Origin of the sequence: Nitrospirillum guanabarense (genome assembly GCF_034653355.1) — a bacterium.
In the GTDB taxonomy this organism is placed as follows: domain Bacteria; phylum Pseudomonadota; class Alphaproteobacteria; order Azospirillales; family Azospirillaceae; genus Nitrospirillum.
Window position 1 is genome coordinate 480270 of sequence record NZ_JAYEER010000004.1, and the last position, 25449, is coordinate 505718.

Below are 25449 nucleotides of genomic sequence, written 5' to 3' on the forward strand. Positions count from 1 at the left end.
TGAATGGCGACGAAGACCCCGTTGTTGGACCAGTGTCCGACGCCTGAGCGCCTGCGCGCGCTGCGCCCTGAGCAGCTGCGTCAGGTTGCGGACGAGCTGCGGTCCGAGACCATCGACGCGGTGTCGGTGACGGGCGGGCACCTGGGTGCCGGCCTGGGTGTGGTGGAACTGACGGTGGCGCTGCACTACGTGTTCGACACGCCGGCGGACCGCATCATCTGGGACGTGGGCCACCAGGCCTACCCGCACAAGATCCTGACGGGCCGGCGCGACCGCATCCGCACGCTGCGGCAGGGCGGCGGGCTGTCGGGCTTCACCCGGCGGTCGGAGAGCGAGTACGACCCGTTCGGTGCCGCGCACAGCTCCACCTCCATCTCGGCCGGGCTGGGCATGGCGGTGGCGCGGGACTTGGGCGGCGGGAACAACCACGTCATCGCCGTGATCGGCGACGGGTCGATCTCCGCCGGCATGGCGTATGAGGCGATGAACAACGCCGGCGCGCTGGGCTCGCGCCTGGTGGTGATCCTGAACGACAACGACATGTCGATCGCCCCGCCGGTGGGTGCGGTGTCGGGCTACCTGGCGAAGCTGGTCAGCAGCAGCCAGTACCGCAACCTGCGGGACATCGGCCGCCAGGTGGCGGAACACCTGCCCCGGCCGCTGCAGAACGCGGCGCGGCGGGTTGAGGAATACGCCCGCGGCATGGTCATGGGCGGGACGCTGTTCGAGGAGCTGGGCTTCTACTACGTGGGCCCCATCGACGGTCATGACCTGGACCAGCTGGTGCCCATCCTGGAGAACATCCGGGACGAGCCGAACGGCCGCCCGGTGCTGATCCACGCGGTGACGCAGAAGGGCAAGGGCTACGCGCCGGCCGAGGCGTCGGCCGACAAGCTGCACGCGGTGGGCCGCTTCGACGTGGTGACGGGCGCCCAGGCCAAGGCCAAGGCGAACGCGCCGACCTACACCCGTGTCTTCGCCGACGCGCTGATGAAGGAGGCGAAGGCGGACGACAAGGTGGTGGCGATCACGGCGGCGATGCCGTCGGGCACGGGACTGGACCTGTTCGGCCAGGCCTTCCCCACGCGCACCTTCGACGTGGGCATCGCGGAGCAGCACGCGGTGACTTTCGCGGCGGGCATGGCGACGGAGGGGTACAAGCCCTTCGTGGCGATCTACTCGACCTTCCTGCAGCGTGGCTATGACCAGCTGGTGCACGACGTGTCGATCCAGAACCTGCCCGTGCGCTTCGCCATGGACCGGGCGGGCCTGGTGGGGGCGGACGGGGCGACGCACGCCGGCGCCTTCGACCTGGCCTACCTGTGCTGCTTGCCCAACATGGTGGTGATGGCGGCGGCGGACGAGGCGGAGCTGGTGCACATGGTGGCGACCGCGGTGGCCTATGACGCCGGCCCCATCGCGTTGCGCTACCCGCGCGGCGAGGGCGTGGGCGTGGAGATGCCGGAGAAGGGCGAGGTGCTGCCCATCGGCAAGGGCCGGATCGTCCGTGAGGGCAACGCGGTGGCCATCCTGAGCCTGGGCACGCGCCTGGGCGAGGCCGTGAAGGCGGCAGAGGATTTGGCGGCGCGGGGTCTGTCGACGACGGTGGCGGACGCGCGCTTCGCCAAGCCGATCGACCGGGAACTGGTGCGCCGGCTGGCGGTTGAGCATGATGTGCTGGTGACCATCGAGGAAGGCTCGGTGGGCGGTTTCGGCGCCCAGGTCATGCAGTTCCTGGCGGAGGAGGGGCTGTTCGACAACGGCCTGAAGTTCCGCCCCATGGTGCTGCCCGACCGCTATCAGGAACACGACAACCCGGCCAAGCAGTATGACGAGGCCGGCCTCAACGCCAACGGCATCGTCGACACCGTGCTCAAGGCGCTGGGGGCCAACGCTCAGGTGAGGACGCCTGGCGCCTGATGTCGGACGAAACCCTGCAGAAGGCCCGGAAGGCCGGGAAAATCCGTGTGGACCAGGCCCTGGTGGAACGCGGCTTGGTGGAGAGCCGCGCCCGGGCCCAGGCCCTTGTGCTGGCCGGCCTGGTCTATGCGGACACCCTGCGCATCGACAAGCCGGGCCAGACCATACCCGCCGACAAGTCCCTGTCGCTGAAGGGCCAGGATCATCCCTGGGTGTCGCGCGGGGGACTGAAACTGGTGCACGGCCTGGATCATTTCGGTTTCGATCCGACGGGTGTGACCGCCATCGACGTGGGCGCCAGCACGGGCGGCTTCACCGATGTGCTGCTGACGCGCGGCGCCGCCAAGGTCTACGCCGTGGACGTGGGTCACGGCCAGCTGGCGTGGAAGCTTCGTACCGACCCGCGTGTGGTGGTCATGGAAAAGACCAACGCGCGGCACCTGACCGCCCATGAGATCCCCGACCCCATCGGCATGGTGGTGTGCGATGCCAGCTTCATCGGCCTGGCCACCGTGCTGCCGGCGGCCCTGGACCTGGTGCGGCCCGGCGGCCGGCTGGTGGCCCTGATCAAGCCGCAGTTCGAGGTGGGCAAGGGCCGCGTGGGCAAGGGCGGCGTGGTACGGGAACCCGAATTGCACCAGGAGGTCTGCGACGCCGTGGTCGCCTGGCTGTCCGCCCGCCCCGGCTGGACCGTCCTGGGCGTGGATCCCAGCCCCATCCTGGGTCCCGAGGGCAACAAGGAATTCCTGATCGGCGCCCGGCGCGACTGACGCCACGCCGCCTGCCGCGCCGCCGCCTGCCGCGCCGCCAATGGGGGGCGCTCAGTGCTGATCGAGAAGCGCCAGCGCGTCGGCCGTGGAGACGGTGGCCCGCACCTGGCCCTGGGCATCCGTGATGGTCACCCTTCCGTCGGGCGTGTCACGCAAGCCCCGCAGCAGGGCCTCGCGCCCGGCGGCCTTGGGTGGGGCCCGCTTGCGCCGGCCCAGCTGGTTGGCGGCCTCGATCAGGATGGAGAAGCCGATGGCGGCGTAGAGGTAGCCCTTGGGGATGTGCAGGCCCAGACCCTCCGCCACCAGGCTGAAGCCGATCATCAGCAGGAAGCCCAGGCCCAGGATGATGACGGTGGGATGGCGGGAAATGAAGGCCATCAGCGGCTTGGACGCCACCAGCATGACCGCCATCGCGATACAGACGGCCGCCACCATGATGGGCAGCTCATCCACCATGCCCACCGCGGTGATGACGCTGTCCAGGGAGAACACCGCGTCCAGCAGCACGATCTGCACCACCGATCGCCAGAAGGCGGTGGCGGCGGCGCTGGGCTTGGGGGCTTTGTGCCCCGCGCCCCCTCCAGCCGCTCATGCAGCTCCATCGTGCCCTTGGCCAGCAGAAAGGCGCCGCCCAGCACCAGGATCAGGTCGCGTCCCGACAGGGCGACCCCGGCCACGCTGAACAGCGGCTGGGTCAGCGTCACGATCCAGGAGATGGAGAACAGCAGCAGCAGGCGCATGATCAGCGCCAGCGACAGCCCCACCAGGCGCACACGGTTGCGCTGCTCCGCCGGCAGCTTGTCGGCGACGATGGCGATGAAGACCAGATTGTCGATGCCGAGGACGACCTCGAGGGAGACCAGGGTCAAGAGCCCGAGCCAGACGCCGGGATCGGCAAGGAAGTCCATCAATGGGGCCTGTTCGTTGTGAGCCTGTGAGATAGGGACGATTTGTCGCACCTGCCAGGGCAAGCCGCATGAATTCAAAAGAAAACCCCCGGCCCGGGTGTCCAGGCCGGGGGTTCGCCTCTCATCATCGTCAGCGGGCGGGGCCGTTGACGCTCAGGTCCGGCATCATCAGCACCTGTTCCTGCCGCTTGGCGGCGCGGACCATGGGCTGCACCATGTCCAGCAGGGGGCCGTAGTCGGCCAGCACCTTCTCCGCCCCGCGCGCCTGGGCCACGCTGGCCATCTCCGCCGCCGCCTTGCCGTTGAACAGGTCCAGCACCATCTCGTACCCGCTCTTGGGTCGGGGGAACTGGACGATGTGCAGGTCGGCGTTGCTGGGGATGTCGGCCACCTGGCGCACCTGCTGCAGGGCGATGTCATAGCCGCCCAGGGCGTCCACCAGGCCGAGATCCTTGGCCTGACGGCCGGTGTAGACGCGGCCCTTGGCCAGCTCACGCACCTTGTCGATGTCCAGCTTGCGGCCCTTGGCCACGCCGTCGGTGAACTGGGCGTAGATGGCGTCCAGCATGGCGTCCTGGCGGGCGGCCTCGCTGTCGGTGTAGGGGCTGGCCGGGCTCCAGATCGTGGCGTTGGCGCCGCGCGCCACCTGGTCCACGCCCACGCCCAGCTTGTCCGCCAAGCCCTTGGCCACGAACTTGCCGCCCAGCACGCCGATGGACCCGGTCAGGGTGCCCGGCAGGGCCACGATGCGGTCGGCGTCCATGGCGACCCAATAGCCGCCGGACCCCGCCACGTCGCCCATGGAGATGACGACCGGCTTGCCGGCCTTGCGGGCCCGGTCCACGGCGTGGCGCACGGTCTCCGATCCCACGGGGCTGCCGCCCGGGCTGTTCACCCGGAACAGGATGGCCTTGACGTTGGACTGTTCGATGGCGGTGTCGAAGGCGTCGGCGATGCGGTTGGCGGCGAACGACGGCTCGTCATTGAAGGCGCCGCCGTCCTTGCCACCGCGCACGATCTCGCCCTCGCCCACGATCAGGGCGACGGTGGGGCCCTGGGTGTAGGCGCTGCCGGCGATCTTGCCGTAGGTCAGCAGGTCGACCGTGTCGGCGCCGGCGGCCTTGCCGCCCGCCCGCTCCTTGGCGGCGGCCTCCACCTCATCGAAATAGCCCAGCTTGTCCACCAGCTTGGACGCCAGCGCCTCGCCGTCCAGCAGCGGGGCGTGGTCGATGGCGGCCTTGACCGCGTCGGGATTCAGGTGCCGGCCGTCGGCGATGCCCAGCACCATCTGGTCGTAAAGGTCGCCGGCCAGGCTTTCCGTCATCTCGCGGTTGGCGGGGGTGGCCTGCTTCTCGGCGAACATCTCGGCCGCCGTCTTGTAGTCGGCACGCTTGGAGATCTGCGGCTGCACCCCGATGTTGTCCAAGGCGCCCCGGAAGAAGGTCTGGGTGACGGCGATGCCGGTGATGCCCACCGTGCCCACCGGTTGCAGCCACACCTGGTCGAAGGCGCTGGCGAGGTAGTAGGGGGTCATGCCGCTGCCGGCGTCGCCATAGCTTTCGGCGTGGATGTAGGCGAAGCGGCCGGTGGCGCGGAAACGGGCGATGGCGTCGCGCAGTTCCTGCGTGGTGCCGATGCCCTGGCTGGCGTTGCCGACCTTGGCCACCAGGCCCTTGACCTTGGGGTCGCGGCCGGCCTGTTCCAGCGCGTCGATCACTTCGCGCACGCTGCCGCGGCGGCTGGTGAGCAGGCTGGACCAGCCATCCTCGCCCGGCGCCTCCGCCAGGGGGCGCTCGAAGTTGAACTCCAGCACCACGGATTGGGGCAGGGTGGGTTGCTTGTCCTTCGCCTTGATGGCCAACAGGATCAATCCCGCGGTCAGCAGGACCCCGAACAGGCCGATAAGGGCGAACAACCGGACGATGAAACGCATGAACGCGGTTCCTGGAAGCCGTAAAATCCGGCTGCCATACCACCACAGCGCGTGAGGATTGCCAAGGCGGCCGGGCGGTAGGGCCGCTTAGGCGGACCCATGCCCTTCTGTGCCTTCATGTCTATGCCCACCCTTTCGGCCTTTTGGCCGAGGCCGGCGTTGGCGAAGCGGGGGAGGAAGGGGTAAGGTCCGCGCTCATGACGCCCCCCCATCCCGCATCGCCCGGCGGCATCGTCGCGCTGGAAATCCCGCCGCCCGACCCGGTGGCGGCCTATGCCCGGCTGGCCCATCTGCCCCGGCCCTTCCTGCTGGACGGTGGCGCCGCCGCCGCCGCCCGCGCCCGCTACAGCTATGTCGGCGCCGCCCCCTACGCCTGGGTGGAGTGCGCGGATGGCGTTGTCACCGTGGACGGCCGGCCGGCGGGGGCGGACGCCCTGGACACGCTGGGCGCCCTGCTGAAGGCCGGCCGTGCCCGGCTGGGGGACGCGCCGGTGCCCGATGGCCTGCCGCCCTTCCGGGGTGGGGCGGTGGGGTTCCTGGGCTATGAGCTGGGCGGCCAGCTGGAGACGCTGCCGGCCCCCCGGGCCGAGGGCATCGGCCTGCCGGACATGGCGGTGGGCTTCTACGACCGCATCGTCGCCATCGACCACGCCGCCGGCCGCGCCTGGGTCCTGTCTTCCCGTTGGGCGGAAGCGGAGGAGTGGCGCGACCTGTTGGCGACCCCACGCCCGGCGGTGACGGCGGGGGAGGGGCCGTGGCTGGCCGCCCCCGGCTGGCGCGCGGGATGGAGCCGGGCGGATCATGAGGCCGCCGTGGCCCGCACGGTGGACTACATCGCCGCCGGCGACATCTACCAGGCCAACATCACCCAGCGCTTCCTGGGCACGCTGGCGCTGGGCGTGGCGCCGCTGGACCTCTATCTCCGTCTCCGCGCCCGCGCCGCGGCTCCCTTTTCCGCCCTGCTGGACCTGGGTCCAAAAGGGGGAGACGCCCGCGCTGTGGTATCCGTGTCACCCGAACGCTTCCTGGCGGTGGACGCGGAGGGGCGGGTGGAGACGCGGCCCATCAAAGGCACGCGGCCCCGCAACACCGATCCCGCCCGGGACGCCGCCTTGGCGGCGGAGCTGGTGGCCTCGGCCAAGGACCGGGCGGAAAACCTGATGATCGTCGATTTGATGCGCAACGACCTGTCGCGCGTGGCGGTGGTCGGCTCCGTCACCGTGCCCACGCTGTGCGGGCTGGAAAGCTACCGCACCGTGCATCACCTGGTCAGCGTTGTGACGGCGCGGCTGGCGCCGGGTTTGGGCGCCATCGACCTGCTGCGCGCCACCTTCCCCGGCGGCTCCATCACCGGGGCACCCAAGATCCGCGCCATGGAGATCATCCATGAGCTGGAGCCGGCGCGGCGCGGGCCCTATTGCGGATCCGTCCTGTGGCTGGGCTGGGACGGCGCCATGGACAGCAGCATCATCATCCGCACCCTGGCCATGGCGGCGGGACAGGTGATGGTGCAGGCCGGTGGCGGCATCGTCGCCGACAGCGACCCGGCGGCGGAATATGAGGAAAGCCTAGTCAAGGCGCATGCCCTGCTGACGGCGCTGGACCCGGCCATGGCTTGGCCGCCGCCTGGGGTGATGGCCGGGCCGGAACCGGGAAGCGAGGCGGCATGACGGGCCTGGTCTGGCTGAATGGCGCCCTGCTGCCGGCGGCATCCGCCGGAATTGGCGTGGCCGATCGGGGCTTCCTGCTGGGTGACGGGTTGTTTGAGACGTTGTGCTGGCGGGACGGGGCCGTGGTGCGGCTGGACGCCCACCTGTCCCGTCTGGTCCGGGGGGCGACCGTGCTGGGCCTGCCCCTGCCGCCGCCGGCCATCCTGGCGGCCGCCCTGGCCGACACGGCCGTCGCGAACGACCTCACGGACGGTGCGCTGCGCTTGACGGTCAGCGCCGGGCCGGGCGCCCGCGGCTTGCCCCGCCCGGCCGTTCCGGCGCCCACCCTGCTGGTCACGGCCGCGCCCGCCGGCACCCCGCTGCCGCCCGCACGGGTGGTGACCGCGACCGTCACCCGCCGCAATGAGCATTCGCCCCTCAGCGGCGTCAAATGCCTGAACTACCTGGACCAAATCCTGGCGCGCAATGAGGCGACGGCCCGTGGCGCGGACGACGCCGTGCTGCTCAACACCGCCGGGCAGGTGGCCTGCGCCACCGCCGCCACGCTGTTCGCGATGGTGGATGGCGCCCTGGTGACCCCGCCGCTTCCGTCCGGCGCCCTGCCGGGTACCCGGCGCGCGGCGGTCCTGGCTGCCCTGGGGGGCGAGGAGCGGACTCTGGCGCCGGCCGACCTGTCGCGCGCGACAGAAGTGTTTTTCACCTCCAGCCTCATGGTGCGGCCGGTGGTGGCGCTGGATGGCCAGGCGGTGGGCGACGGCCGGCCCGGTGCCATGGCGGCGGCGGCCCTGCGGCTCACCTGATGCATTTTGCATAGTATGATGCAATGATTGCGAGCGACCCTATCCCTAGGGCGCGATGCTGGATGCATCAATAAGGCGTACCTCGCAAGGCTTACGACAAAGGACTAAGTGCTGGTGTGGGTGGTGATTCACCTTAAGACACGGGAATCATTGGATTTTGGTGGCTGGTGGGCAGTTCGGGCCCGGCGTTGGCACGGCGGGTGCTTATAACCAGGCATGAACCAACCGGGGCCGCTGAAGCCGCCCACCGAACCGATAGGAACCTCATCATGATCCGCATCGCCGCCGCCGCCGCTGTCGCCGCCCTGTTCGCCGCCGCCCCCGCCTTCGCCGCCGCCGGCGCCTCGGGCACCATCCAGCTGAACAGCTCCGTCGCCCAGACCTGCACCGTGGCCGTCACCGATGCCGGCGCCACCCTGAACATCCTGTCCGGTTCCAGCAACGTCGCCGTCGGCAGCGTGGTCGAGAACTGCAACGACGGCGCCGGCTACACCATCACCGTCGCCTCGGCCAACAACGGCACGCTGAAGTCCTCCGCCACCGGCGCCCAGGCCATCAGCTACACCACCAGCTACGACGGCACCAACGGCTCGGGCAGCAGCTTCGCCGTCACCCGCTCCGGCGCCCAGTTCAACAAGACTTCCAACGTCTCCGTCACGGTCCCGGCCAACGCCCAGGCCATCGCCGGCAGCTACGCCGACACCCTGACCATCACCATCGCCGGCAAGTAAGCCGCCAGCGACGGTCACCCACAGGTTCGGAAGAGGGCGCCCCACGCGGGGCGCCCTTTTTCGTATCCGTATGGTGGCAGACTGCAAATACTAATGCATTGATTCTGCTGAACATTTGAAAGATGGAACATTGCAGATCGCAATGGCGCTTCCATTAGCGTCAATGACCGCATTGGGATTAGTCCTTTATACTCAAACAATATCAATGTGTTAACGAACTGGCTCGAGCATATGGCGAGCGTGGCACTCGAATTGCTTATAACGGAAGCATCAAGCAAACGGGCAACAAGCCCAGCCGAACCGATAGGAACCTTCGTCATGATCCGCTTCGCCGCCGCCGCCATCGCCGCCGTCCTGTTCGCCGTCCCGGCCCTGGCCGACACCTCGGGCAGCATCAAGCTGAGCGGCACCGTGGCCCAGACCTGCACGGTGGCGGTGACCGATGCCCAGACCCAGCTGAACATCCTGGCCGGTTCCAACAACGTCACGGTCGGCAGCGTGGTCGAGACCTGCAACGACGGCGCCGGCTACACCATCACCGTCGCCTCCGCCAACGGCGGCAGCCTGCGCGGCACCAGCCCGACCGTTCCGCCGGTCAGCTACACCACCATCTATGACGGCCAGTCCGGCACCGGCACCGTGAACGTCACCCGCTCCAACGCCCAGTTCGGCAAGACCGCCACCGTCGCCGTGACGGTGCCCGCCAACGCCCAGGCCATCGCCGGCAGCTATAGCGACACCCTGACCATCACCATCGCCGGCAAGTGAACCGGCGGAGTTCGCCTCCAAGCAAAACGGCCCCGCCTGGTGACAGGCGGGGCCGTTTTCACAGCAGCTCAGAAGTTTTCCCTACGATGCGACGGCGTCCGCCGCCCGGCGCTTGAGGGCGCTACTTGTAAGCCCTGAAGCGCAGCCAATGGTCGGCCAGCACGCAGGCCATCATGGCCTCGCCCACCGGCACCGCACGGATGCCGACGCAGGGGTCGTGGCGGCCCTTGGTCAGGATGTCCGTCTCGTTCCCGTGCACATCCATGGTGCGGCGGGGGGTGAGGATGCTGCTGGTGGGCTTCACGGCGAAGCGGACGATGACGTCCTGCCCTGTGGACAGGCCGCCCAGGATGCCGCCGGCATGATTGGACAAGAAGACGGGCTTGCCGTCGGGGCCCGCCCGCATCTCGTCGGCGTTCTCCTCGCCCGTCAGCTCGGCCACAGCGAAGCCGGCGCCGATTTCCACGCCCTTGACCGCGTTGATGGTCATCATGGCGCGGGCCAGGTCGCTGTCCAGCTTGTCGTAGATGGGCTCACCCAGGCCAGCCGGCACGCCGGACGCCACCACCTCGACCACCGCGCCCACGGACGAACCGTTCTTGCGGATGCCGTCCAGGTAGGCGGCCCATTCCTCCGCCGCCACGGCGTCAGGGCAGAACAGGGGGTTCTGGTCCACCTGATCCCAGTCCCAGCGCGTGCGGTCCACCTTGTGGGGACCCACCTGCACCAGCGCGCCGCGGATGGCCACGCCACCCGGCACCGCCTCCAGCACCCGGCGGGCGACGGCGCCTGCCGCCACCCGGGCCGCCGTCTCGCGCGCGGAGGAGCGCCCGCCGCCGCGATAGTCGCGGATGCCATAGCGCTCCCAATAGGTGTAATCGGCGTGGCCCGGCCGGAACTTGTCCTTGATGTCGCCGTAGTCCTTGGACCGCTGGTCCTCGTTCTCGATCATCAGGCAGATGGGCGTGCCCGTGGTCTTGCCCTCGAACACGCCCGACAGGATGCGCACCGCGTCCGGCTCGCGCCGCTGGGTGGTGAAGCGCGACTGCCCCGGCTTGCGCCGGTCCAGGAAGCCCTGGATCCAGGCTTCGTCCAGGTCCATCAGGGGCGGGACGCCGTCCACCACGCAACCCAGCGCCACCCCATGGCTTTCGCCGAAGGTGGTGAAGCGGAACTGCGTTCCGATGCCGTTACCGGCCATGACCGCTTACCCTTCCGACTTGACCAGGCTCTGCAGCAGGGCCGAGGTCTCCGCGGCACTGTCCACCGCCAGCATGCCCACAGTGTGGTAGCCGCTGTCGACATGATGGACTTCGCCGGTGACGCCGCTGCCCAGGTCGCTCAGCAGATAGAGGGCGGAGTTGCCGACCTCACCGATGGTGACGTTGCGCTTCAGGGGGGCGTTCAGCTCGTTCCACTTCAGGATGGCGCGGAAGTCGCCGATGCCGCTGGCCGCCAGGGTCTTGATGGGACCGGCGGAGATGGCGTTGACGCGGATGTTCTGGGGGCCCAGGTCGGCCGCCAGGTAGCGCACGCTGGCCTCCAACGCCGCCTTGGCGACACCCATCACATTGTAATGCGGCATCACCCGTTCGGCGCCATAATAGCTGAGGGTCAGCAGGCTGCCGCCGTTGGTCATCATCGGCACCGCCCGCTGGGCGATGGCGGTGAACGAGTAGCAGGAAACATCCATGGTCAACGCGAAGTTAGACCGGGAGGTGTTCAGGTACAGGCCGTCCAGCTCGTTCTTGTCGGAAAAGCCGATCGCATGCACCACGAAGTCCAGGGTTCCCCACTGCTCCTTCAGGGTCGCGAACACCGCGTCCATGCTGGCTTCGTCGGTGACGTCGCAGGGCAGGACGTGGGGCACGCCCAATTGCTCGGCCAGGGGCTTCACGCGCTTGGCCAGCGCGTCGCCCATGTAGGTGAAGGCCAACTCGGCCCCCTGGGCGGCGACCGCCTTGGCGATGCCCCAGGCGATGGACCGGTCATTGGCAACGCCCATGATCAGGCCGCGCTTGCCGGCCATCAGGGTCCCAGTGGCGGGCCCGGGGGCGGGGGTTGCCGTAGAAATGGTCATCCGTCTCTCTCCGGAAAATTAGGCGCGCATCCTACACGAAGCGGTTTTGCGGTCAAAGGCTGGGCGCCCTATATCTGCGCACACCTAGAATACACGCGCGAAAGGTCTTCCCTTGGCAGTTTTACGCTTCGAAGCCTTGGTGGGGGCGGGATCCCATGACTGAAATGCGAACCCAATCCACGGCCTGGACCCGGCTGACCGACCGTCTGCCATATGCCCTGCAGCACTTCGTCCTGGCCTTCGTCGGGGTCACCAGCTACGCCGTCCGCCGCTTCTATCGCGACAACTGCCTGCAGGCGGTGGGCTCGCTCACCTACACCAGCCTCTTGGCGGTGGTGCCGCTGTTCACCGTGGGCTTCGCCATTTTCCAGGCCTTTCCCGCCTTCCAGAAGCTGCGGGCGGAGGCGGAGATGCTGCTGCTGGAGAACCTGGTGCCCCAGGTGGGGGAGAACCTGAACGACCGCCTGCATGAGTTCGTCAGCAACGCCGGCACCATGACGGGGGTGGGTGTGCTGGGCCTGGCGGTCACGTCCATCCTGCTCTTCTTCTCCATCGAGGGGGCGTACAACGCCATCTGGCGCAGCCGTGAGCGGCACTCGGTGCTGGTGCGGTTGCTGTCCTTCTGGGCGGTGCTGACCATGGCGCCCCTGCTGCTGGGCGTCAGTTTGTCGCTGTCCTCCGTCGCCGTCTCTTATCTGGGCGCCGAAGGCTCGGTGGTGGTGGAACTGGTGCGCCGCGTGCTGCCCGGCCTGCTGGAGACGGCCTTCTTCGGCCTCACCTATCTCGCCATCCCCACCCGGCCGGTGCGCTGGCAGGACGCCATGGTGGGCGGCGTGGTGGCCGGCGTCGCCATGGAGGTGGCGAAGGTCGGCTTCGCCCTCTACATCGGCCAGGTCCATACCTACACCACCATCTACGGCGCCCTGTCGGTACTGCCCACGGTGCTGTTGTGGCTGTACCTGGTGTGGTGCCTGATCCTGTTCGGGGCGGAGGTGACGGCGGCCTTGCCCGAATGGCGTTCCGGCCGCATCACCGAGATGGGGCCCGCCGGCCTGTCGCCGGCCCAGCGCCTGGTGGTGGCCCTGGCCATCCTGCGGGAACTCATGTTGGCCGCCCGCGACGGCCACGCCCTGAAGCGCGCCGACGTCATTGCCCGGGTGCCGGTGGGCGCGGTGGCGGTGGACGGCATGCTGGAACAGCTGTGCGCCGCCAACTGGACCATCCGCACCGCCGACGGCGCCTGGGTCGCCACCCGCGACCTGCACGACGCCACCCTCAGCGACTTGTACCTGGCGCTGGACTTCGGCATGTGGGGCGACCTCCTGTCCGTGGGGCATCTCCAGGCGCCCTGGCAGCGCAAGGTCCACGGCATTTTCGAGCAGGTGCGCCACGACGCCGGCGCCGCGATGGGCACGCCCCTGGCCGACCTGCTAGCCCCTGACGCCGGGCCGGTCGCCCCGTTGGCGACGCCCCAGCCCGGAACTGCCCAGCCCGGGGCGGCCCAGCTCGCGGCGGAAGAGCGCATGCGGGTGGCGGCCCAGCCCCCGGGACGCTAAGTCCCTACACGTCTTTCCATCAGACAGGAGGCCGACATGGCCACGACCATCACGCTGCGCTCCGCCATCGACGGGTTCGAGTTCACCGCCCTGCATGCCGAGCCGGAGGGTGAGCGCCAGGGCGGCGTCATCGTCATCCAGGAGATTTTCGGCTTGGATTCCTACGTGGCCGAGGACGTGGCCCGCTGGGCCGCCCTGGGGTTCGAGGTCATCGCCCCCTCCATGTTCGACCGCCAGGAGAAGGGCTTCATAGCCGGGCATGACGAGCATGGCTTCGCGGTCGGCCGCCAGTACGCCCAGGCCAACGGCGCCGAGAACCCCGTGGCCGACATCCAGGCCTGCGTCGACGCGCTGAAGGCCAAGGGGCCCGTCTTCCTGGTGGGCTATTGCTACGGCGGCACCGTCGCCTGGCGCGCGGCCGCCACGGTCCAGGGCCTGGCGGCGGTGTCCAGCTATTACGGCGGCGGCATGGCCGGTCTGGTGGACCTTACGCCGCTCTGCCCGGTCATCTGTCATTTTGGCCGCAAGGATCAGCACATCCCGGCCGATCAGGTGGCGGCGACCCTCCAGAAGGCGCACCCGGACGTGCCGGTCTACATCTATGAGAACTCCGGCCATGGCTTCAACAACGACGGCCGGCCGGACTCGAATCTTGAGGACGCGCAGTTGGCCCGCAAGCGCACGCTGGATCTTTTCCGCGGCAACAGCGGCCGGTGACGATGGCGCGACAAGAATACAAACGGGAGTTGGACATGCTGACACGACGCAAACTGGGCCGGCAGGGCCTGGAGGTTTCATCGCTGGGCCTGGGATGCATGGGCATGACCCATGCCTACGGCAGCCCGGACGACGCGGAATCCATCGCCACCCTGCACCGCGCCATCGAGCTGGGCTGCACCTTCCTGGACACGGCCGAGGTCTACGGCCCCCACACCAATGAGGAACTGCTGGGCCGCGCGCTGGAAGGCCGCCGCGACCAGGTGCAGATCGCCACCAAGTTCGGCTTCGTCATCGGCGAGGGCAAGGGGCCGCTGAGCGGCACCGACAGCCGGCCGGAGCATATCCGCGAGGTCGTCGAGGCGTCGTTGAAGCGCTTGCGTACCGACCGCATCGACCTGCTGTACCAGCACCGCGTCGACCCCAACACGCCCATCGAGGACGTGGCCGGCGCGGTCCGGGACCTGGTCCAGGAGGGCAAGGTGCTGTACTTCGGCCTGTCGGAAGCCGGGTGCGACACCATCCGCCGGGCGCATGCCGTGCAGCCGGTCACGGCCCTGCAGAGCGAATATTCCCTGTGGGAGCGGAACCTGGAGCAGGACGTGCTGCCCCTGCTGACCGAGCTGGGCATCGGCATGGTGCCGTTCAGCCCCCTGGGGCGCGGCTTCCTCACCGGCATCGCCAAGCGGGCGGAGGAGTATCCGGAGAACGACTACCGCTCCAAGAACGATCCCCGGCTGCAGGGCGACAATTTTGACGCCAACATGCGCCTGGCGGAATTCGTGCGCGACGTCGCCCAGGGCTATGGCGCCACGGCGGGGCAGGTGGCGCTGGCCTGGCTGCTGCAGAAGCGGCCGGACATCGTGCCCATCCCCGGGACCAAGCGCCGCAAGTACCTGGAAGAGAACCTGGCGGCCGATGCATTGAAATTGTCGGCGGAAGATGTGGCGCGCCTGGACGCGGCGCTGGACACCTACCAGGTGGCCGGCCCCCGTTATGTCGAGCGCGCCATGGCGATGGTGGATCGCTGAGTTGGAATAAAAAGGGCGGCGCCGCGAGGCCCGCCCTTTTCGCTGTTCCCTCAGGCGGCGGCCTCAGATCAGGCCGGCCTTGCGGCGCACGTCGTACTCGTGGGTCTTGCCCCACTTCTCGATGAAGGCCTGCAGCTCGGCATCCGGCCGCTCGGGCAGGACCACGGTCAGCTTTACATACTGATCGCCCTGGGTGCCGCGCTCGGGATTGGCGACACCCTTGCCCTTCAGGCGCAGCGTGGTGCCGGAATTGGCGGGCTTGGGCACCTTCACCTGCACGGCGCCATCCAGCGTCGGCACCTTGATGGTGGCGCCCAGCAGCGCCTCCTGCAAGGTGATGGGGACATCCAGGTGGATGTCGTCCTCCCGCCGCACGAAGTAGGGGTGGGGGGTGACGTGCACCTCGACAATGGCATCGCCGGCCCCGGCGCCGCCCAGTCCCGCCAGACCCTGGCCTTTCAGGCGCAGCTTCTGCTGGTCCTGCGTGCCGGGGGGGATGTTGATGTCGATGCTCTTGCCCGTGGACAGGCTCAGGCGCCGCTTGGCGCCCAGGCAGGCCTCGGCGAACGGCACGGTGACGGAATAGGCCACATCGCTGCCGCGCGCCTTCACGCCGCTGCCGCCGCGCTTGCGGGCGGCACCGAAGATGTCGGCGAAGGGATCGTCCTCGTAATCGAAATCGCCCGCCCGGCCGGCGCCGGCATAGGCGCGGCGGAAGGAGCGGTCCGGCCGCTCGGCGCCACTGGCGTCGATCTCGCCCCGGTCATAGCGGGCGCGCTTGTCCGGGTCCGACAACAGGCTGTAGGCGCCGTTGGCTTCCTTGAACTTCAACTCGATATCGGCCCGGCCCGGGTTCAGGTCGGGGTGGTACTGCTTGGCGAGGCGGCGATACGCCTGCTTGATGTCCTCAGCGCTGGCGCTGCGGCCGACGCCAAGGATTTGGTAGGGATCGCGCATGGTCGCACTATCTATTGCCGGTCTGCCCCCACAATATGCGCAACGCGCGCGCGGCTTCAAGCATGCGGGGCCCGGCTATTTCGGGGATCGGGGCGGTCCATGCACAAACCCCTGGCCGCGAGATCGCGGCCAGGGGTTCGCGTCAAGGCCCGCAAGGGGCGGCGGGATCAGTTCTCGCTGACGATCTTCCAGCTCCCGTCCGGCTGCCGGCAGGCGGTGCCGTAGCCCTGCTGCTTCTCCCCGCCGACCACGATGGTCTGCTGGAATTCGCGGCAATAGGCGCCGTCGCCGCGGGTGCCGTCGCGCACCGGTGTCACGATGACCTGGTGGTCGTTGTTGGGGTTGTTCCACACGATGGGCTGGCCCACGGGGGCGCTGTAGGCCATCTGCGTGTTGCGTTCCATGGCGGCGCGGTCGGCATCGTCCATGCGCTTGCCGATGGAACTGCCCGCCAGGCCACCCAGCAGGACGCCCAGGCCGGTCAAGGCCAGCTTGCCGCCGCCATGGCCGAACTGGGAACCGATCAGGCCGCCGGCGGCCGCACCGCCCAGCATGCCCACGGTCTGGTTCTTGCCCCCGGTGGTGTCGCACGCGCTCAACAGGACGCTGGACGCCATCAACGCGATGATGACTTTCTTCATGGTTGTTAGTCCTTCTTTCCTCTCCTGTGGCCGCGCTTTCCTGGCGGCCTGGCTTTGCGCAAATCCGGTCTCGCATCCCTGACCATACCCGCGCCTACCCCTTAACAGGGTGGCCGCCAATGACCTGGGGCAATCAACCAACCCCAAAATCGCATGACGGCGTGCGGGTCGTCCATGCGGCGTCCTTCGTGGACAAGGATGTAGTGTGGCGTATGGTAGGCGGCAATTCCGGCATATCTATGACACGGATTACCACCATGGATTTTGTTGTCGCACCCGATCCTTACGTCCTTTTCCAGTCCTGGCTGGACGAGGCGTCGCAGACCGAACCCAACGACCCCAACGCCATGTCGCTGGCCACCATCGGCGCCGACGGCATCCCCACGGTGCGCATCGTGCTGCTGAAGGGCCTCCATGACGGCGGCTTCGTCTTCTACACCAACACCCTCAGCCGCAAGGGCCGTGAACTGGCCGCCCACCCGGTGGCCGGCCTGTGCTTCCACTGGAAAAGCCTGCGCCGCCAGGTGCGGGTGGACGGCCGCGTCGCCCCGGTGACGGCTCAGGAGGCGGACGACTATTACCGCGTGCGCCCGCGTGGCAGCCAGATCGGCGCCTGGGCCTCGGCGCAGTCGCAGCCGCTGGACAGCCGGGCGACCCTGGAGCGTCGCGTGGCGGAGGAGACGGCGCGCTTCGGCGAGGGCGACATCCCCCGGCCACCGCACTGGTCCGGCTACCGCGTCACGCCGGCGCGCATCGAGTTCTGGCAGGATCGGGAGTTCCGCCTGCACGACCGCCTGGTCTATACTCGGGACGCTGAGGACAAGGGCTGGACGACGGAACGCCTCTACCCATGAACATGTCGGCCAAGGTGCAAGCGGAATCGCCCGACGGTGCGGGGGAGGGCGATGCCGACGGACGGTGGCGCCGCGGCGCCACCTATGCCAGCGTCACCGTGGCCGCCATCCTCATCGCCGGCAAGTTCGGCGCCTACCTCGCCACCAATTCCGTCAGCATCCTGTCCTCGCTGATCGACAGCAGCGTGGACGCGCTGGCCTCCGTCGTCACCCTCATCAGCGTGGCCCGCGCCCTGAAGCCGCCGGACTTCGCCTTCCGCTTCGGCCATGGCAAGGCGGAGCCGCTGGCGGCGCTGGTCCAGTCCGCCTTCATCGTCGGTTCGGCCATGTTCCTGGGCTATGAATCGCTGGGCCGGCTGTTCGAACCCAGGCCGGTGGGCGACATCAGCGTGGGCCTGTGGGTCATGGCGGCCGCCATCGCGCTCACCTTCGTGCTGGTGCTGTTCCAACGCTGGGTGGTCCGCCGCACGGCCTCGCTGGCCATCGGCGCCGACAGCCTGCACTACAGCGGCGACATGCTGCTGAACGCCGCCGTCATGGTCTCGCTGCTGCTGGGCCGCTGGACGGGCCAAGCCTTCTGGGACCCCTTGTTCGGCCTGGGCATCGCCACCTTCCTGGTCTGGGGGGCGGTCGGCATCTCGCGCACGGCGCTGGACGTGCTGATGGATCGCGAGCTGCCCGACGTGGACCGTACCCGGGTCGTCGACCTGGTGAACGCCCACCCGGCGTCGCGCGGCCTGCACGACCTGCGCACGCGATCCACCGGCCTCGGCCAACACATCGAGTTCCACCTGGAACTCGACAGCCATTTGACCCTGACGGAGGCGCACGACATCACGGATGAGATCGAATCATCCGTGCGCGCGGCCTTTCCCAGTGCCGAGGTTACCATCCACCAAGAGCCCGCCGGCCTCGATGACGAGCGGCTGGACCACCGCCTGCGCCCCCGGCGCGGCTGACACCCGCTGGGGACGTGGGGTTGAGGCATGATTTCAAGGGGGCTTTCCCGCTGGGAAGGGTACCCCTTAAAGTGTGGTTGCGCGTTCGCGGAGCGAACATCACTTGACATTCCCTGTGCACTTGTGCCCAAGCGCTGCCCGTCCTGTGCGACGCGTCACAGACCGCTGATTAAGGCGGGGTTAGCTTGGCCGCGATGGAATTCGGGGCTTTGGTTTATGGGTTTCACCGTTACCTTCTGGGGTGTCCGCGGGACTGTCCCCTGTCCGATGGCCAGTCATCTTGAGTATGGCGGCAATACCAGCTGCATCGAGGTGACGGCGGGCGGCCGGACGCTCGTACTGGATGCCGGCACCGGCCTGCGGTCGCTGGGCAAGAGCCTGCGCGCGCGGGACATCAACGATGTCACGCTGCTGCTGACCCACACCCATATAGACCACATCAACGGCTTCCCATTTTTCGAGCCGTGCTACAGCACCGACTTTTCCATGCGGGTGATGGCGGGCCACTGCCAGGGGGCGCACTGCATCCAGTCCGTCATGGAAAAACCCATGGATTCCTGCCTGTTTCCTGTGCCGCTGCAGAAGCTGCGCGCCTCGCTGGTGTTCGAGGATTTCCGCCCCGGCGCCACCTTGGATCTGGGCGACGGCATCACCGTGCGCACAGCCCGTTTGAACCATCCGGGCGGCGGCACCGGTTACCGCATCGATTATGACGGGCGCAGCTTCTGTTACGTCACGGACACCGAGCATGATCCGGACCAGCATGGACGTCAACGTCCTGGGCCTGATCCAGGGCGCCGACCTGGTGGCTTACGACTGTTCCTACACGGATGAGGAATTCGCCGGCCGCCGGGGCTGGGGGCATTCCACCTGGCGTGAGGGCGTGCGCCTGGCCCGGGCCGCCGACGTGGGCCGCCTATGCCTGTTCCACCACGATCCCGACCATGACGATGTCCGCATGAAGGCCATCGAGGCCGAGGCGCAGCAGGAATGGCCGCGGTGCTTCGCCGCGCGCGAGGGCATGCAGGTGGACATGGCGGCCCTGGCCGCGCCCAAAAAGGGCGCGGTGGTGGCGGCTTAGCCGTTTTTCCGGACGCCAGGCGCCGGCCAGGACCATCGGCCTGAGTTCCTGGGTCTATTTCCCGCTTGCCGGTCGGGCGCCCGCGCTGTAGCGCTGGGGCCCATGACCCTGCTGATCCTTATCACCTTCGCCGTCGTCTATCTCGGCATGGCCATCGGCCATTTGCCCCGGTTGAAGGTGGACCGTACCGGTATCGCCATGCTCGGCGCCATCGTGCTGCTGGTGGCGGGCGCGGTGACGGAGGGGGCGGCCGTCAAGGCGATCGATTTCCCCACGCTGTTCATCCTGCTGGGCCTGATGATCCTGTCGGCGCAGTTCGCGCTGTCGGGCTTTTACGACTGGTGCGCCTGGCGCCTGGCCAACGTGCCGTGGAAGCCGGAGGCCCTGCTGGCCGCCGTGGTGGCGGTGGCGGGCGGCCTGTCGGCCCTGCTGGCCAACGACGTGGTGGTCTTCGCCATGACGCCGCTGCTGTGTGCCGGCTTGGCCGCGCGGGGGCTGGACGCCCGGCCCTATCTCATCGCCCTGGCGGGTGCGGCCAATGCCGGCTCCGCCGCCACCGTCATCGGCAACCCGCAGAACATCCTCATCGGTCAGCTCGGCCATCTCGGGTTCTGGCGCTTCCTGTTCGCCTGCGGCGTGCCGGCCTTCCTGTCGCTGATCATCGTCTATTGGGTGGTGGCGCGGGTATGGCGGGGGCGCTTGGTCGATGGCCGGCCGCCGGCCCCGCCCACCCCGCCCGGCGCCCCCCGCCCCTGGCAGCTGGCCAAGGGGCTGATCGGAGTCGTCGTCCTGCTGGTGGCCTTCACCACGCCTTTTCCCCGCGACGTCGCGGTGCTGGGCATCGCCGGTTGCATGCTGGTCAGCCGCCGCTTCGCCAGCCGCGACATGCTGGGCCTGGTCGACTGGCATCTGCTGGCCCTGTTCGCCGGCCTGTTCATCCTGACGGGCGCCTTGGCCGACACGGGCCTGCCCGGCCGGCTGGTGGATCAGCTGGCGGCGTCCGGCCTGCCGCTGGACCGGTTGCCCTTCCTGGGCGCCTTCTCCGTCCTGGCCAGCAATAGCATCGGCAATGTGCCGGCGGTGGTGCTGCTGATGAAGGTGTGGGCCCACCCGCCGGAAGGGGCGCTGTACGCCCTGGCGCTGTTCTCCACCCTGGCCGGCAACCTGCTGCTGCCCGGCAGCCTGGCCAACATCATCACCGTGGAGCGGGCGGCGGCGGCCGGGGTGACCCTGGGCTTCGGGGACCACGCCCGCTGCGGCGTGCCCATGACCGTGCTGTCCCTGCTGCTGGCCACGGTGTGGCTGGTGGCGATGGGCTATATCGCGGCGGTGTGAGGGGAATGGCGATGCGGCGGCTGGTGATGATGGGGACATGTCTGGCGCTGGGCGCCTGCGCCTACACCGGCGACCGGCGCTGGAACGTGGACATGGCCCTGCTGACCCGCGACCACCCCTCGCTGGCGGCCCAGCAGGCCCTGGTGCGGGAGAAGGAACGGCGTTTTCCGGAAACCTTGCGTGCCTGCGTCGCGGCCAACGATCCCGAACACCTGTCGGATCTGGACGCGGGCCGGGGCTATCCCATTTCCGACTGGCACGTGGGCCGGGCCCACGACGCCGTGCTGGACTGCATGCGCGACCAGGGCTGGGTCACGACCTCCACCAGCCGGCTGTCGCCGTAAGGATCGGGTCAGGCGGCGTCCGGCCCCAGCGCCAGGTTGTCGATCAGGCGGGTGCGGCCCAGGAAGGCGGCGACCAGGGCGCGGGCCGGCCGGTCCACCCGCTCCAGCGGCGCGAACGTCTCGGCGTCGACCACGGCGACATAGTCGATGCGGGTGAAGCCGGCGGCCGTCAGTGTCTCGGCGGCCTGGGTGATGGCCGGGGCCACGGGTTGGGTGCCGTCGCCCAGGGTGTCGCGCAGCCTGTTCAGCACGCGGCTGATGGTCACGGCCTGTTGCCGTTCCTCGGCCGACAGGTAGCGGTTGCGGGACGACAGGGCCAGGCCGTCGGCCTCGCGCACCGTTGGCACGCCCTCGATGCGCACCGGGATGTCCAGGTCGGCCGCCAGGCGACGGATGACGGCCAGCTGCTGGTAGTCCTTCTGCCCGAAGCAGGCGACGTCGGGCAGGGCCTGCAGCAGCAGCTTGGTCACCACCGTGGCCACCCCCTGGAAATGGCCAGGACGGAAGTGACCCTCCAGCGGCACGGCCACCGGGCCGACATCCACCGTGGTGGTGAAGCCCGGCGGGTAGATCGCCCCCACCCCCGGCGCGTACAGCAGATCGCAACCGGCACCGGCCAGCAGCCGGGCGTCGCCGGCCTCGTCCCGGGGATAGCGGCTGAAGTCCTCGTTGGGGCCGAACTGTGTGGGGTTCACGAAAACGCTGGCCACCACACGATCGGCCAAGTCCCGCGCCCGCTTGACCAGGGTCAGGTGCCCTTCATGCAGGGCGCCCATGGTGGGCACCAGGCCCACACGCAGCCCCTCCTCGCGCCAGGCGGCGACGCGGGCGCGCAGATCCGCCGGGGTGCGGACGGTAGGCAGGTCGGAGGCGGGGGGCGGGGCCATGGCGGCGGTGTCCGTGCTCATGGGCCGGCATTTAGCGATGGGCCCGGGGACCGGGCAATACCTAATCCTTCTTCTCTGGCGCCGGCATGCCGGTCTCCGCCCCGTTGGGCGTGGCCACCTGGGTATTGGCGGCCGGTGGCGTGCCTTGCAGGGCATAGGCGACGTCGTGGCCCCGGGCATGGAAAGCCAGCTTCAGCCAGCGGCCGGCATTGTCGTACCAGAAGTCCACCTTGTCGGTGGCGGGGGGCGGGTTGGTGGTGAAGGACAGGCTGTAGTGCGTGGCGGCCACGCTGGCGTCGCCGGCGTGCAATAGGTCCTGGCCCTCGCGCTCCAGCTTCACGTCCATGACCACGCCGCGGATGGTGTCCAGCATGCGCGGGGCGGTCAGGGTGGCGGGATTCCAGTAACTGGTGGGGATGATGTCGGCCGGCGCCGTCACCGCGCCGTGGGAGCTTTCGACGGCGAAGCCGTCCTCCACGGCGTGGCCCTTCACCCAATCCTTGGTGCCATTGTCGTTGGTGCTGCTCTCCAGCGAGGCGAGCCGGCCGTCGTGCCACACCTCATGCGCGGTGTGGCGATAGCGGTAGGCGGTGATCAGCAGCACCTTGGCCTCGAAGCTGATGTCCACGTCCACCACCGTGTCGCCGTTGGCGGCCTTGGCCACCGTCACGCGATGGTGGCCAAGAGGTGTGTCGCGGCCGTAATGGGCGGCGAAGTCCAGGGTTTGCTCAACCGTCGTGTCGGGCGTGCCCGGCATGGGCGTCGCGGCGGGCGGTTCGCCGGCGGACGGGCCCAGGTCGGGCGGCGTCGCCGGGCTGGCGGCCAGGACCGGAGATCCCCATATCAGGGCGGTGCCGATGACAAGCGCGCCGCCGGCCCTCATCGCGTGGGCCCAATGGGGGGCCCGGCTGGCGTCGGGCGGCAGGATCGGGGTATGGAAGTGTCGTGGCATCGCGCGTCCTTTCGATGCGGTGGTGCCCCAAACGACGGTTTGCCGGTCCCCCAGCCCCGGGGACGCCGACAGACTGTAACATAGGTTAATCGTCCTTGGTCGACAGGACACCCGTTCCTTCCGTGCTATAGTTCGCCTGAATGGCAGTTCGAGAAAGGCTAGCAACAATGTCGGTGGCCACCCAAAGCCCTAGCCCGCATGTCCATGGTGGCAAAGTGTCCCAGGGTCATGATCATAAGGCCCATGACCACAAGGCCTGCGTGGGCGACGCGCTGACCCGGGCGCACAGCCTGTGCGAGGCGCGCGGCGCCCGGCTGACCACGTTGCGCGAACGGGTGCTGGAACTGGTGTGGTCCAGCCACAAGCCGCGGGGCGCGTACGCCATCCTGGAAGAGATGGCGGTGGACGGCAAACGCGTGGCGCCGCTGACCGTCTACCGCGCCCTGGACTTCCTGGTGGAACAAGGTCTGGTTCATCGCATCGAATCGCTGAACGCCTATGTCGGCTGTCCCGAGCCGGGGCAGAGCCACGTCGGCCAGTTCCTGGTGTGCGAACGCTGCGGCGACGCCACCGAGCTGAACGATCCGGCCGTGACCGACGCCATCACCCGCGGCGCCGCCGCCCGTGGCTTCCGCGCCGTGCGCCAGACGGTGGAGGTCCTGGGCCTCTGTCCCGCCTGCCAGACGGCCGCTTGATCTTTCGACGATTTTCAAGGAACGCCTGCCGTGACCGCTGTTTCAGCCGCCCGCCTGCCCATTTCCGTCCTGACCGGTTTCCTGGGCAGCGGCAAGACCACGCTGCTGTCCCGCATCATCCGCGACCCGCGCATGGCCCGCACCGCCGTCATCATCAACGAGTTCGGCGAGGTTGGGCTGGACCACCTGCTGGTGGCCAAGGCGGATGAGAACACGGTGCTGATGGATTCGGGCTGCATCTGCTGCACCATCCGCAGCGACCTGGCCGACACCCTGCGCGACCTGTACCTGCGCCGCCTGCGCGACGAGGTGCCGGAGTTCGACCGCGTGGTGATCGAGACCACGGGCCTGGCCGACCCGGCCCCCATCCTGCACACCCTGATGACCGATCCGCTGGTGGCCGCGCGCTTCCGCCTGGACGGCGTGGTCACCACGGTGGACGCCGTCCACGGCATGGGCCAGCTGGACGCGCAGGAGGAAAGCCTGAAGCAGGCGGCGGTGGCCGACCGGCTGGTGCTGACCAAGACCGACATCGCCACCCCGGCGGCGGTGGATTACCTGAAGCATCGCTTGAAGGAACTGAACCCCGCCGCCTTGGTGGTGGACGCCCAGACGGACGAGGCGCTGCCCGTGCTGCTGTTCGACGCCGGCCTCTACAATCCGGAAACCAAGAGCCTGGACGTGCAGCGTTGGCTGCGGGCCGAGGCCTATGACGACCACGGGCACCATCATCATGACCATGACCACCATGATCACGGCCATGACGATCACGCCGACTGCGATCACGACCACGGTCACTGCGCGCATGAGGACCACGACCCCAACCGCCATGACGAGGCCATCGGCGCCTTCTGCCTGACCTTCACCCAGCCCCTGGTGTGGGATGAGCTGGTGGGCTTCCTGGAGACGCTGGCCCGCCTGCGCGGCCCCGACGTGCTGCGGGTGAAGGGCGTGCTGAACGTGGTGGAGAGCGACCAGCCCATCGTCATCCACGGCGTCCAGCACCTGTTCCATCCGCCGGTGCAGTTGGACGCCTGGCCCAGCGACGACCATCGCAGCCGCATCGTCTTCATCACCCGCGACGTCAGCCGCCAGGTGGTGGAAACCCTGTACGCCAGCTGCACGGGAAAGAGTGTGGGGTGAGGCTTAGGCCCGCCGTTGGACATGCCGAAAGCGGCGGGAGGGAAGCCTCCTGCCGCTTTCGTTTTGGGCCGGCCGGTCAGCTGGCGGCGAGCACCACCTCCGGCGCGCGGCGGTAGCTCTGGATGAAGCCCCAGGACCAGCCGGCGAAGTAGCCGAGGCTGTAGCCCGACACGCCAATGTCCAGGGCGGTGGCGGTGTCGTGCAAGTCGGGGCGCGCGGCGGCCAGGACGTTGAGGACGTAGTGGGAACCGAACAGGAAGAGGTTGCGGGCCAGGGGCACCCAGCTGCCCGGCTGGCGCACCAGGCCGCGCTCGCGGTCCACCTCCACCCGGACGGTGGTCAGGCTGGCCAGGCCCAGGCCGATGACGGCACCCGCGGCCCAGTCCAGCAGCACCGGGCCCAGGGGGCCGGGGCGGGTGACCAGGCCGTACAGGCCCCAGATGATGAAGACACCGGGGATCAGCCAGACGCGGCCCGTCTGCTGTACAGTGGTCCGCAAGCGCCTCGCCCCCATGAACACCAGGAAGGCGAACAGCGCGAAGATCCAGGTGGGGGTGTGGCTGATGATGCGGGAGAGGATTTCCATGACGGGGTGGGCTCCAGGATGTTGCGCCGGGCGGCGTGGCCAAGTGGGCGTGGCCAAGTGGTTGGTGGGCCTAGCCTTCGCTCAAGCCGCCGCCCCCCGGCAACGCCACCTTCGCGGCCCGCTTGACGGAT

The 25449-nt window shown here is 68.9% G+C and carries 24 protein-coding genes and 2 pseudogenes; 16 read left to right on the forward strand and 10 right to left on the reverse strand.

Annotated elements, in window-relative coordinates; translation table 11 throughout:
- The first annotated feature begins 3 nt into the window (after positions 1 to 3).
- Both dxs and UAA55_RS20170 read left to right on the forward strand, forming a co-directional pair.
- Positions 4 to 1920, forward strand: coding sequence for a 1-deoxy-D-xylulose-5-phosphate synthase (gene dxs / locus UAA55_RS20165; RefSeq protein WP_322954934.1), 1917 nt, complete (start codon positions 4 to 6; stop codon positions 1918 to 1920).
- Entirely contained in the window at positions 1920 to 2690 is a 771-nt protein-coding gene (locus UAA55_RS20170; protein WP_322954936.1) for a TlyA family RNA methyltransferase, read from the forward strand. Before dxs ends, UAA55_RS20170 begins: the two co-directional genes overlap by 1 nt.
- Before the next feature lie 51 nt (positions 2691 to 2741).
- Here the strand turns inward: UAA55_RS20170 and UAA55_RS20175 are convergent, their stop codons facing one another.
- From UAA55_RS20175 to sppA, 3 genes and pseudogenes are all read right to left on the reverse strand, one after another.
- On the reverse strand, positions 2742 to 3206 hold the full coding sequence (locus UAA55_RS20175; RefSeq protein WP_322954938.1) for a TerC family protein: 465 nt from the start codon (positions 3204 to 3206) through the stop codon (positions 2742 to 2744).
- Positions 3207 to 3331: 125 nt separating this feature from the next.
- A pseudogene (locus tag UAA55_RS20180) lies at positions 3332 to 3598 on the reverse strand (TerC family protein); the annotation flags it as partial.
- Between the two features lie 130 nt (positions 3599 to 3728).
- The gene (gene sppA / locus UAA55_RS20185) at positions 3729 to 5531 is read right to left on the reverse strand and encodes a signal peptide peptidase SppA (protein WP_322954939.1); all 1803 of its coding nucleotides are present in this window, start codon (positions 5529 to 5531) and stop codon (positions 3729 to 3731) included.
- 197 nt (positions 5532 to 5728) lie between these two features.
- Between sppA and pabB the strand changes: the two genes are divergently transcribed.
- The 4 genes from pabB to UAA55_RS20205 all read left to right on the forward strand — a co-directional run bounded on the left by pabB (position 5729) and on the right by UAA55_RS20205 (position 9500).
- A complete protein-coding gene (gene pabB / locus UAA55_RS20190; protein WP_322954940.1) occupies positions 5729 to 7201 on the forward strand; it encodes an aminodeoxychorismate synthase component I in 1473 nt (490 codons plus the stop codon).
- Entirely contained in the window at positions 7198 to 8001 is an 804-nt protein-coding gene (locus tag UAA55_RS20195; protein WP_322954941.1) for an aminotransferase class IV, read from the forward strand. The genes pabB and UAA55_RS20195 overlap by 4 nt, the downstream gene beginning before the upstream one ends.
- A gap of 269 nt (positions 8002 to 8270) precedes the next feature.
- Complete coding sequence (locus tag UAA55_RS20200; protein WP_322954942.1) at positions 8271 to 8732, forward strand: spore coat protein U domain-containing protein; 462 nt, start codon at positions 8271 to 8273, stop codon at positions 8730 to 8732.
- A gap of 318 nt (positions 8733 to 9050) precedes the next feature.
- Entirely contained in the window at positions 9051 to 9500 is a 450-nt protein-coding gene (locus UAA55_RS20205; RefSeq protein WP_322954944.1) for a hypothetical protein, read from the forward strand.
- Between the two features lie 121 nt (positions 9501 to 9621).
- Here the strand turns inward: UAA55_RS20205 and aroC are convergent, their stop codons facing one another.
- Both aroC and fabI read right to left on the reverse strand, forming a co-directional pair.
- Entirely contained in the window at positions 9622 to 10701 is a 1080-nt protein-coding gene (gene aroC / locus UAA55_RS20210; RefSeq protein ID WP_322954946.1) for a chorismate synthase, read from the reverse strand.
- Positions 10702 to 10707: 6 nt separating this feature from the next.
- Entirely contained in the window at positions 10708 to 11580 is an 873-nt protein-coding gene (gene fabI / locus UAA55_RS20215) for an enoyl-ACP reductase FabI (RefSeq protein ID WP_198924784.1), read from the reverse strand.
- A 155-nt stretch (positions 11581 to 11735) separates the two neighbouring features.
- On the opposite strand from fabI, the gene UAA55_RS20220 reads away from it, so the two are divergent.
- Genes UAA55_RS20220 through UAA55_RS20230 form a run of 3 tightly spaced genes read left to right on the forward strand, consistent with a single transcriptional unit; the run spans position 11736 to position 14884 of the window.
- The gene (locus UAA55_RS20220; protein WP_322954949.1) at positions 11736 to 13136 is read left to right on the forward strand and encodes a YihY family inner membrane protein; all 1401 of its coding nucleotides are present in this window, start codon (positions 11736 to 11738) and stop codon (positions 13134 to 13136) included.
- Positions 13137 to 13172: 36 nt separating this feature from the next.
- The gene (locus UAA55_RS20225) at positions 13173 to 13853 is read left to right on the forward strand and encodes a dienelactone hydrolase family protein (protein WP_322954950.1); all 681 of its coding nucleotides are present in this window, start codon (positions 13173 to 13175) and stop codon (positions 13851 to 13853) included.
- Positions 13854 to 13888: 35 nt separating this feature from the next.
- Entirely contained in the window at positions 13889 to 14884 is a 996-nt protein-coding gene (locus UAA55_RS20230) for an aldo/keto reductase (protein ID WP_322954952.1), read from the forward strand.
- Between the two features lie 63 nt (positions 14885 to 14947).
- Here UAA55_RS20230 and UAA55_RS20235 read toward each other — a convergent pair whose 3' ends face one another.
- Positions 14948 to 15841 (reverse strand): DnaJ C-terminal domain-containing protein, encoded by an 894-nt coding sequence (locus UAA55_RS20235; protein WP_322954953.1) that lies wholly within the window; start codon positions 15839 to 15841, stop codon positions 14948 to 14950.
- Positions 15842 to 16008: 167 nt separating this feature from the next.
- Positions 16009 to 16482, reverse strand: a complete 474-nt coding sequence (locus tag UAA55_RS20240) for an RT0821/Lpp0805 family surface protein (RefSeq protein WP_088870945.1) — start codon at positions 16480 to 16482, stop codon at positions 16009 to 16011.
- A gap of 257 nt (positions 16483 to 16739) precedes the next feature.
- On the opposite strand from UAA55_RS20240, the gene pdxH reads away from it, so the two are divergent.
- From pdxH to UAA55_RS20270, 5 genes and pseudogenes are all read left to right on the forward strand, one after another.
- Positions 16740 to 17336, forward strand: coding sequence for a pyridoxamine 5'-phosphate oxidase (gene pdxH / locus UAA55_RS20245; protein ID WP_322954956.1), 597 nt, complete (start codon positions 16740 to 16742; stop codon positions 17334 to 17336).
- Complete coding sequence (locus UAA55_RS20250; RefSeq protein WP_322954957.1) at positions 17333 to 18295, forward strand: cation diffusion facilitator family transporter; 963 nt, start codon at positions 17333 to 17335, stop codon at positions 18293 to 18295. Before pdxH ends, UAA55_RS20250 begins: the two co-directional genes overlap by 4 nt.
- A 216-nt stretch (positions 18296 to 18511) precedes the next feature.
- A pseudogene (locus tag UAA55_RS31370) lies at positions 18512 to 19376 on the forward strand (MBL fold metallo-hydrolase).
- 102 nt (positions 19377 to 19478) lie between these two features.
- Positions 19479 to 20711: an ArsB/NhaD family transporter gene (locus UAA55_RS20265; protein WP_322954961.1), complete on the forward strand. Its 1233-nt coding sequence runs from the start codon at positions 19479 to 19481 to the stop codon at positions 20709 to 20711.
- A gap of 11 nt (positions 20712 to 20722) precedes the next feature.
- Positions 20723 to 21055 (forward strand): hypothetical protein, encoded by a 333-nt coding sequence (locus tag UAA55_RS20270; RefSeq protein WP_322954962.1) that lies wholly within the window; start codon positions 20723 to 20725, stop codon positions 21053 to 21055.
- Between the two features lie 8 nt (positions 21056 to 21063).
- Here the strand turns inward: UAA55_RS20270 and panC are convergent, their stop codons facing one another.
- Both panC and UAA55_RS20280 read right to left on the reverse strand, forming a co-directional pair.
- Positions 21064 to 21963 (reverse strand): pantoate--beta-alanine ligase, encoded by a 900-nt coding sequence (gene panC / locus UAA55_RS20275; protein ID WP_322954964.1) that lies wholly within the window; start codon positions 21961 to 21963, stop codon positions 21064 to 21066.
- Positions 21964 to 22003: 40 nt separating this feature from the next.
- Entirely contained in the window at positions 22004 to 22894 is an 891-nt protein-coding gene (locus UAA55_RS20280; protein WP_322954965.1) for a DUF6134 family protein, read from the reverse strand.
- A 215-nt stretch (positions 22895 to 23109) separates the two neighbouring features.
- Between UAA55_RS20280 and UAA55_RS20285 the strand changes: the two genes are divergently transcribed.
- The gene (locus tag UAA55_RS20285) at positions 23110 to 23589 is read left to right on the forward strand and encodes a Fur family transcriptional regulator (RefSeq protein ID WP_322954966.1); all 480 of its coding nucleotides are present in this window, start codon (positions 23110 to 23112) and stop codon (positions 23587 to 23589) included.
- 30 nt (positions 23590 to 23619) lie between these two features.
- Complete coding sequence (locus tag UAA55_RS20290) at positions 23620 to 24732, forward strand: CobW family GTP-binding protein (protein WP_322954968.1); 1113 nt, start codon at positions 23620 to 23622, stop codon at positions 24730 to 24732.
- Between the two features lie 76 nt (positions 24733 to 24808).
- On the opposite strand, the gene UAA55_RS20295 is transcribed toward UAA55_RS20290, so the two are convergent.
- Positions 24809 to 25318, reverse strand: coding sequence for a DUF6622 family protein (locus tag UAA55_RS20295; RefSeq protein ID WP_322954969.1), 510 nt, complete (start codon positions 25316 to 25318; stop codon positions 24809 to 24811).
- Positions 25319 to 25449: the final 131 nt, after the last annotated feature.

What these genes read in the sequence shown, in the direction of transcription:
- UAA55_RS20170 (WP_322954936.1), top strand. Translation starts at nt 1,920, where the DNA reads ATGTCGGACGAAACCCTGCAGAAGGCCCGGAAGGCCGGGAAAATCCGT.
- UAA55_RS20265 (WP_322954961.1), top strand. Translation starts at nt 19,479, where the DNA reads ATGACCCTGCTGATCCTTATCACCTTCGCCGTCGTCTATCTCGGCATG.
- UAA55_RS20295 (WP_322954969.1), bottom strand. Translation starts at nt 25,318, where the DNA reads ATGGAAATCCTCTCCCGCATCATCAGCCACACCCCCACCTGGATCTTC.
- UAA55_RS20235 (WP_322954953.1), bottom strand. Translation starts at nt 15,841, where the DNA reads ATGCGCGATCCCTACCAAATCCTTGGCGTCGGCCGCAGCGCCAGCGCT.
- sppA (WP_322954939.1), bottom strand. Translation starts at nt 5,531, where the DNA reads ATGCGTTTCATCGTCCGGTTGTTCGCCCTTATCGGCCTGTTCGGGGTC.
- UAA55_RS20240 (WP_088870945.1), bottom strand. Translation starts at nt 16,482, where the DNA reads ATGAAGAAAGTCATCATCGCGTTGATGGCGTCCAGCGTCCTGTTGAGC.
- UAA55_RS20280 (WP_322954965.1), bottom strand. Translation starts at nt 22,894, where the DNA reads ATGCCACGACACTTCCATACCCCGATCCTGCCGCCCGACGCCAGCCGG.
- UAA55_RS20230 (WP_322954952.1), top strand. Translation starts at nt 13,889, where the DNA reads ATGCTGACACGACGCAAACTGGGCCGGCAGGGCCTGGAGGTTTCATCG.
- UAA55_RS20205 (WP_322954944.1), top strand. Translation starts at nt 9,051, where the DNA reads ATGATCCGCTTCGCCGCCGCCGCCATCGCCGCCGTCCTGTTCGCCGTC.
- UAA55_RS20220 (WP_322954949.1), top strand. Translation starts at nt 11,736, where the DNA reads ATGACTGAAATGCGAACCCAATCCACGGCCTGGACCCGGCTGACCGAC.
- fabI (WP_198924784.1), bottom strand. Translation starts at nt 11,580, where the DNA reads ATGACCATTTCTACGGCAACCCCCGCCCCCGGGCCCGCCACTGGGACC.
- panC (WP_322954964.1), bottom strand. Translation starts at nt 21,963, where the DNA reads ATGAGCACGGACACCGCCGCCATGGCCCCGCCCCCCGCCTCCGACCTG.
- UAA55_RS20195 (WP_322954941.1), top strand. Translation starts at nt 7,198, where the DNA reads ATGACGGGCCTGGTCTGGCTGAATGGCGCCCTGCTGCCGGCGGCATCC.
- UAA55_RS20200 (WP_322954942.1), top strand. Translation starts at nt 8,271, where the DNA reads ATGATCCGCATCGCCGCCGCCGCCGCTGTCGCCGCCCTGTTCGCCGCC.
- UAA55_RS20250 (WP_322954957.1), top strand. Translation starts at nt 17,333, where the DNA reads ATGAACATGTCGGCCAAGGTGCAAGCGGAATCGCCCGACGGTGCGGGG.
- pdxH (WP_322954956.1), top strand. Translation starts at nt 16,740, where the DNA reads ATGGATTTTGTTGTCGCACCCGATCCTTACGTCCTTTTCCAGTCCTGG.
- UAA55_RS20225 (WP_322954950.1), top strand. Translation starts at nt 13,173, where the DNA reads ATGGCCACGACCATCACGCTGCGCTCCGCCATCGACGGGTTCGAGTTC.
- UAA55_RS20270 (WP_322954962.1), top strand. Translation starts at nt 20,723, where the DNA reads ATGCGGCGGCTGGTGATGATGGGGACATGTCTGGCGCTGGGCGCCTGC.
- aroC (WP_322954946.1), bottom strand. Translation starts at nt 10,701, where the DNA reads ATGGCCGGTAACGGCATCGGAACGCAGTTCCGCTTCACCACCTTCGGC.
- pabB (WP_322954940.1), top strand. Translation starts at nt 5,729, where the DNA reads ATGACGCCCCCCCATCCCGCATCGCCCGGCGGCATCGTCGCGCTGGAA.
- dxs (WP_322954934.1), top strand. Translation starts at nt 4, where the DNA reads ATGGCGACGAAGACCCCGTTGTTGGACCAGTGTCCGACGCCTGAGCGC.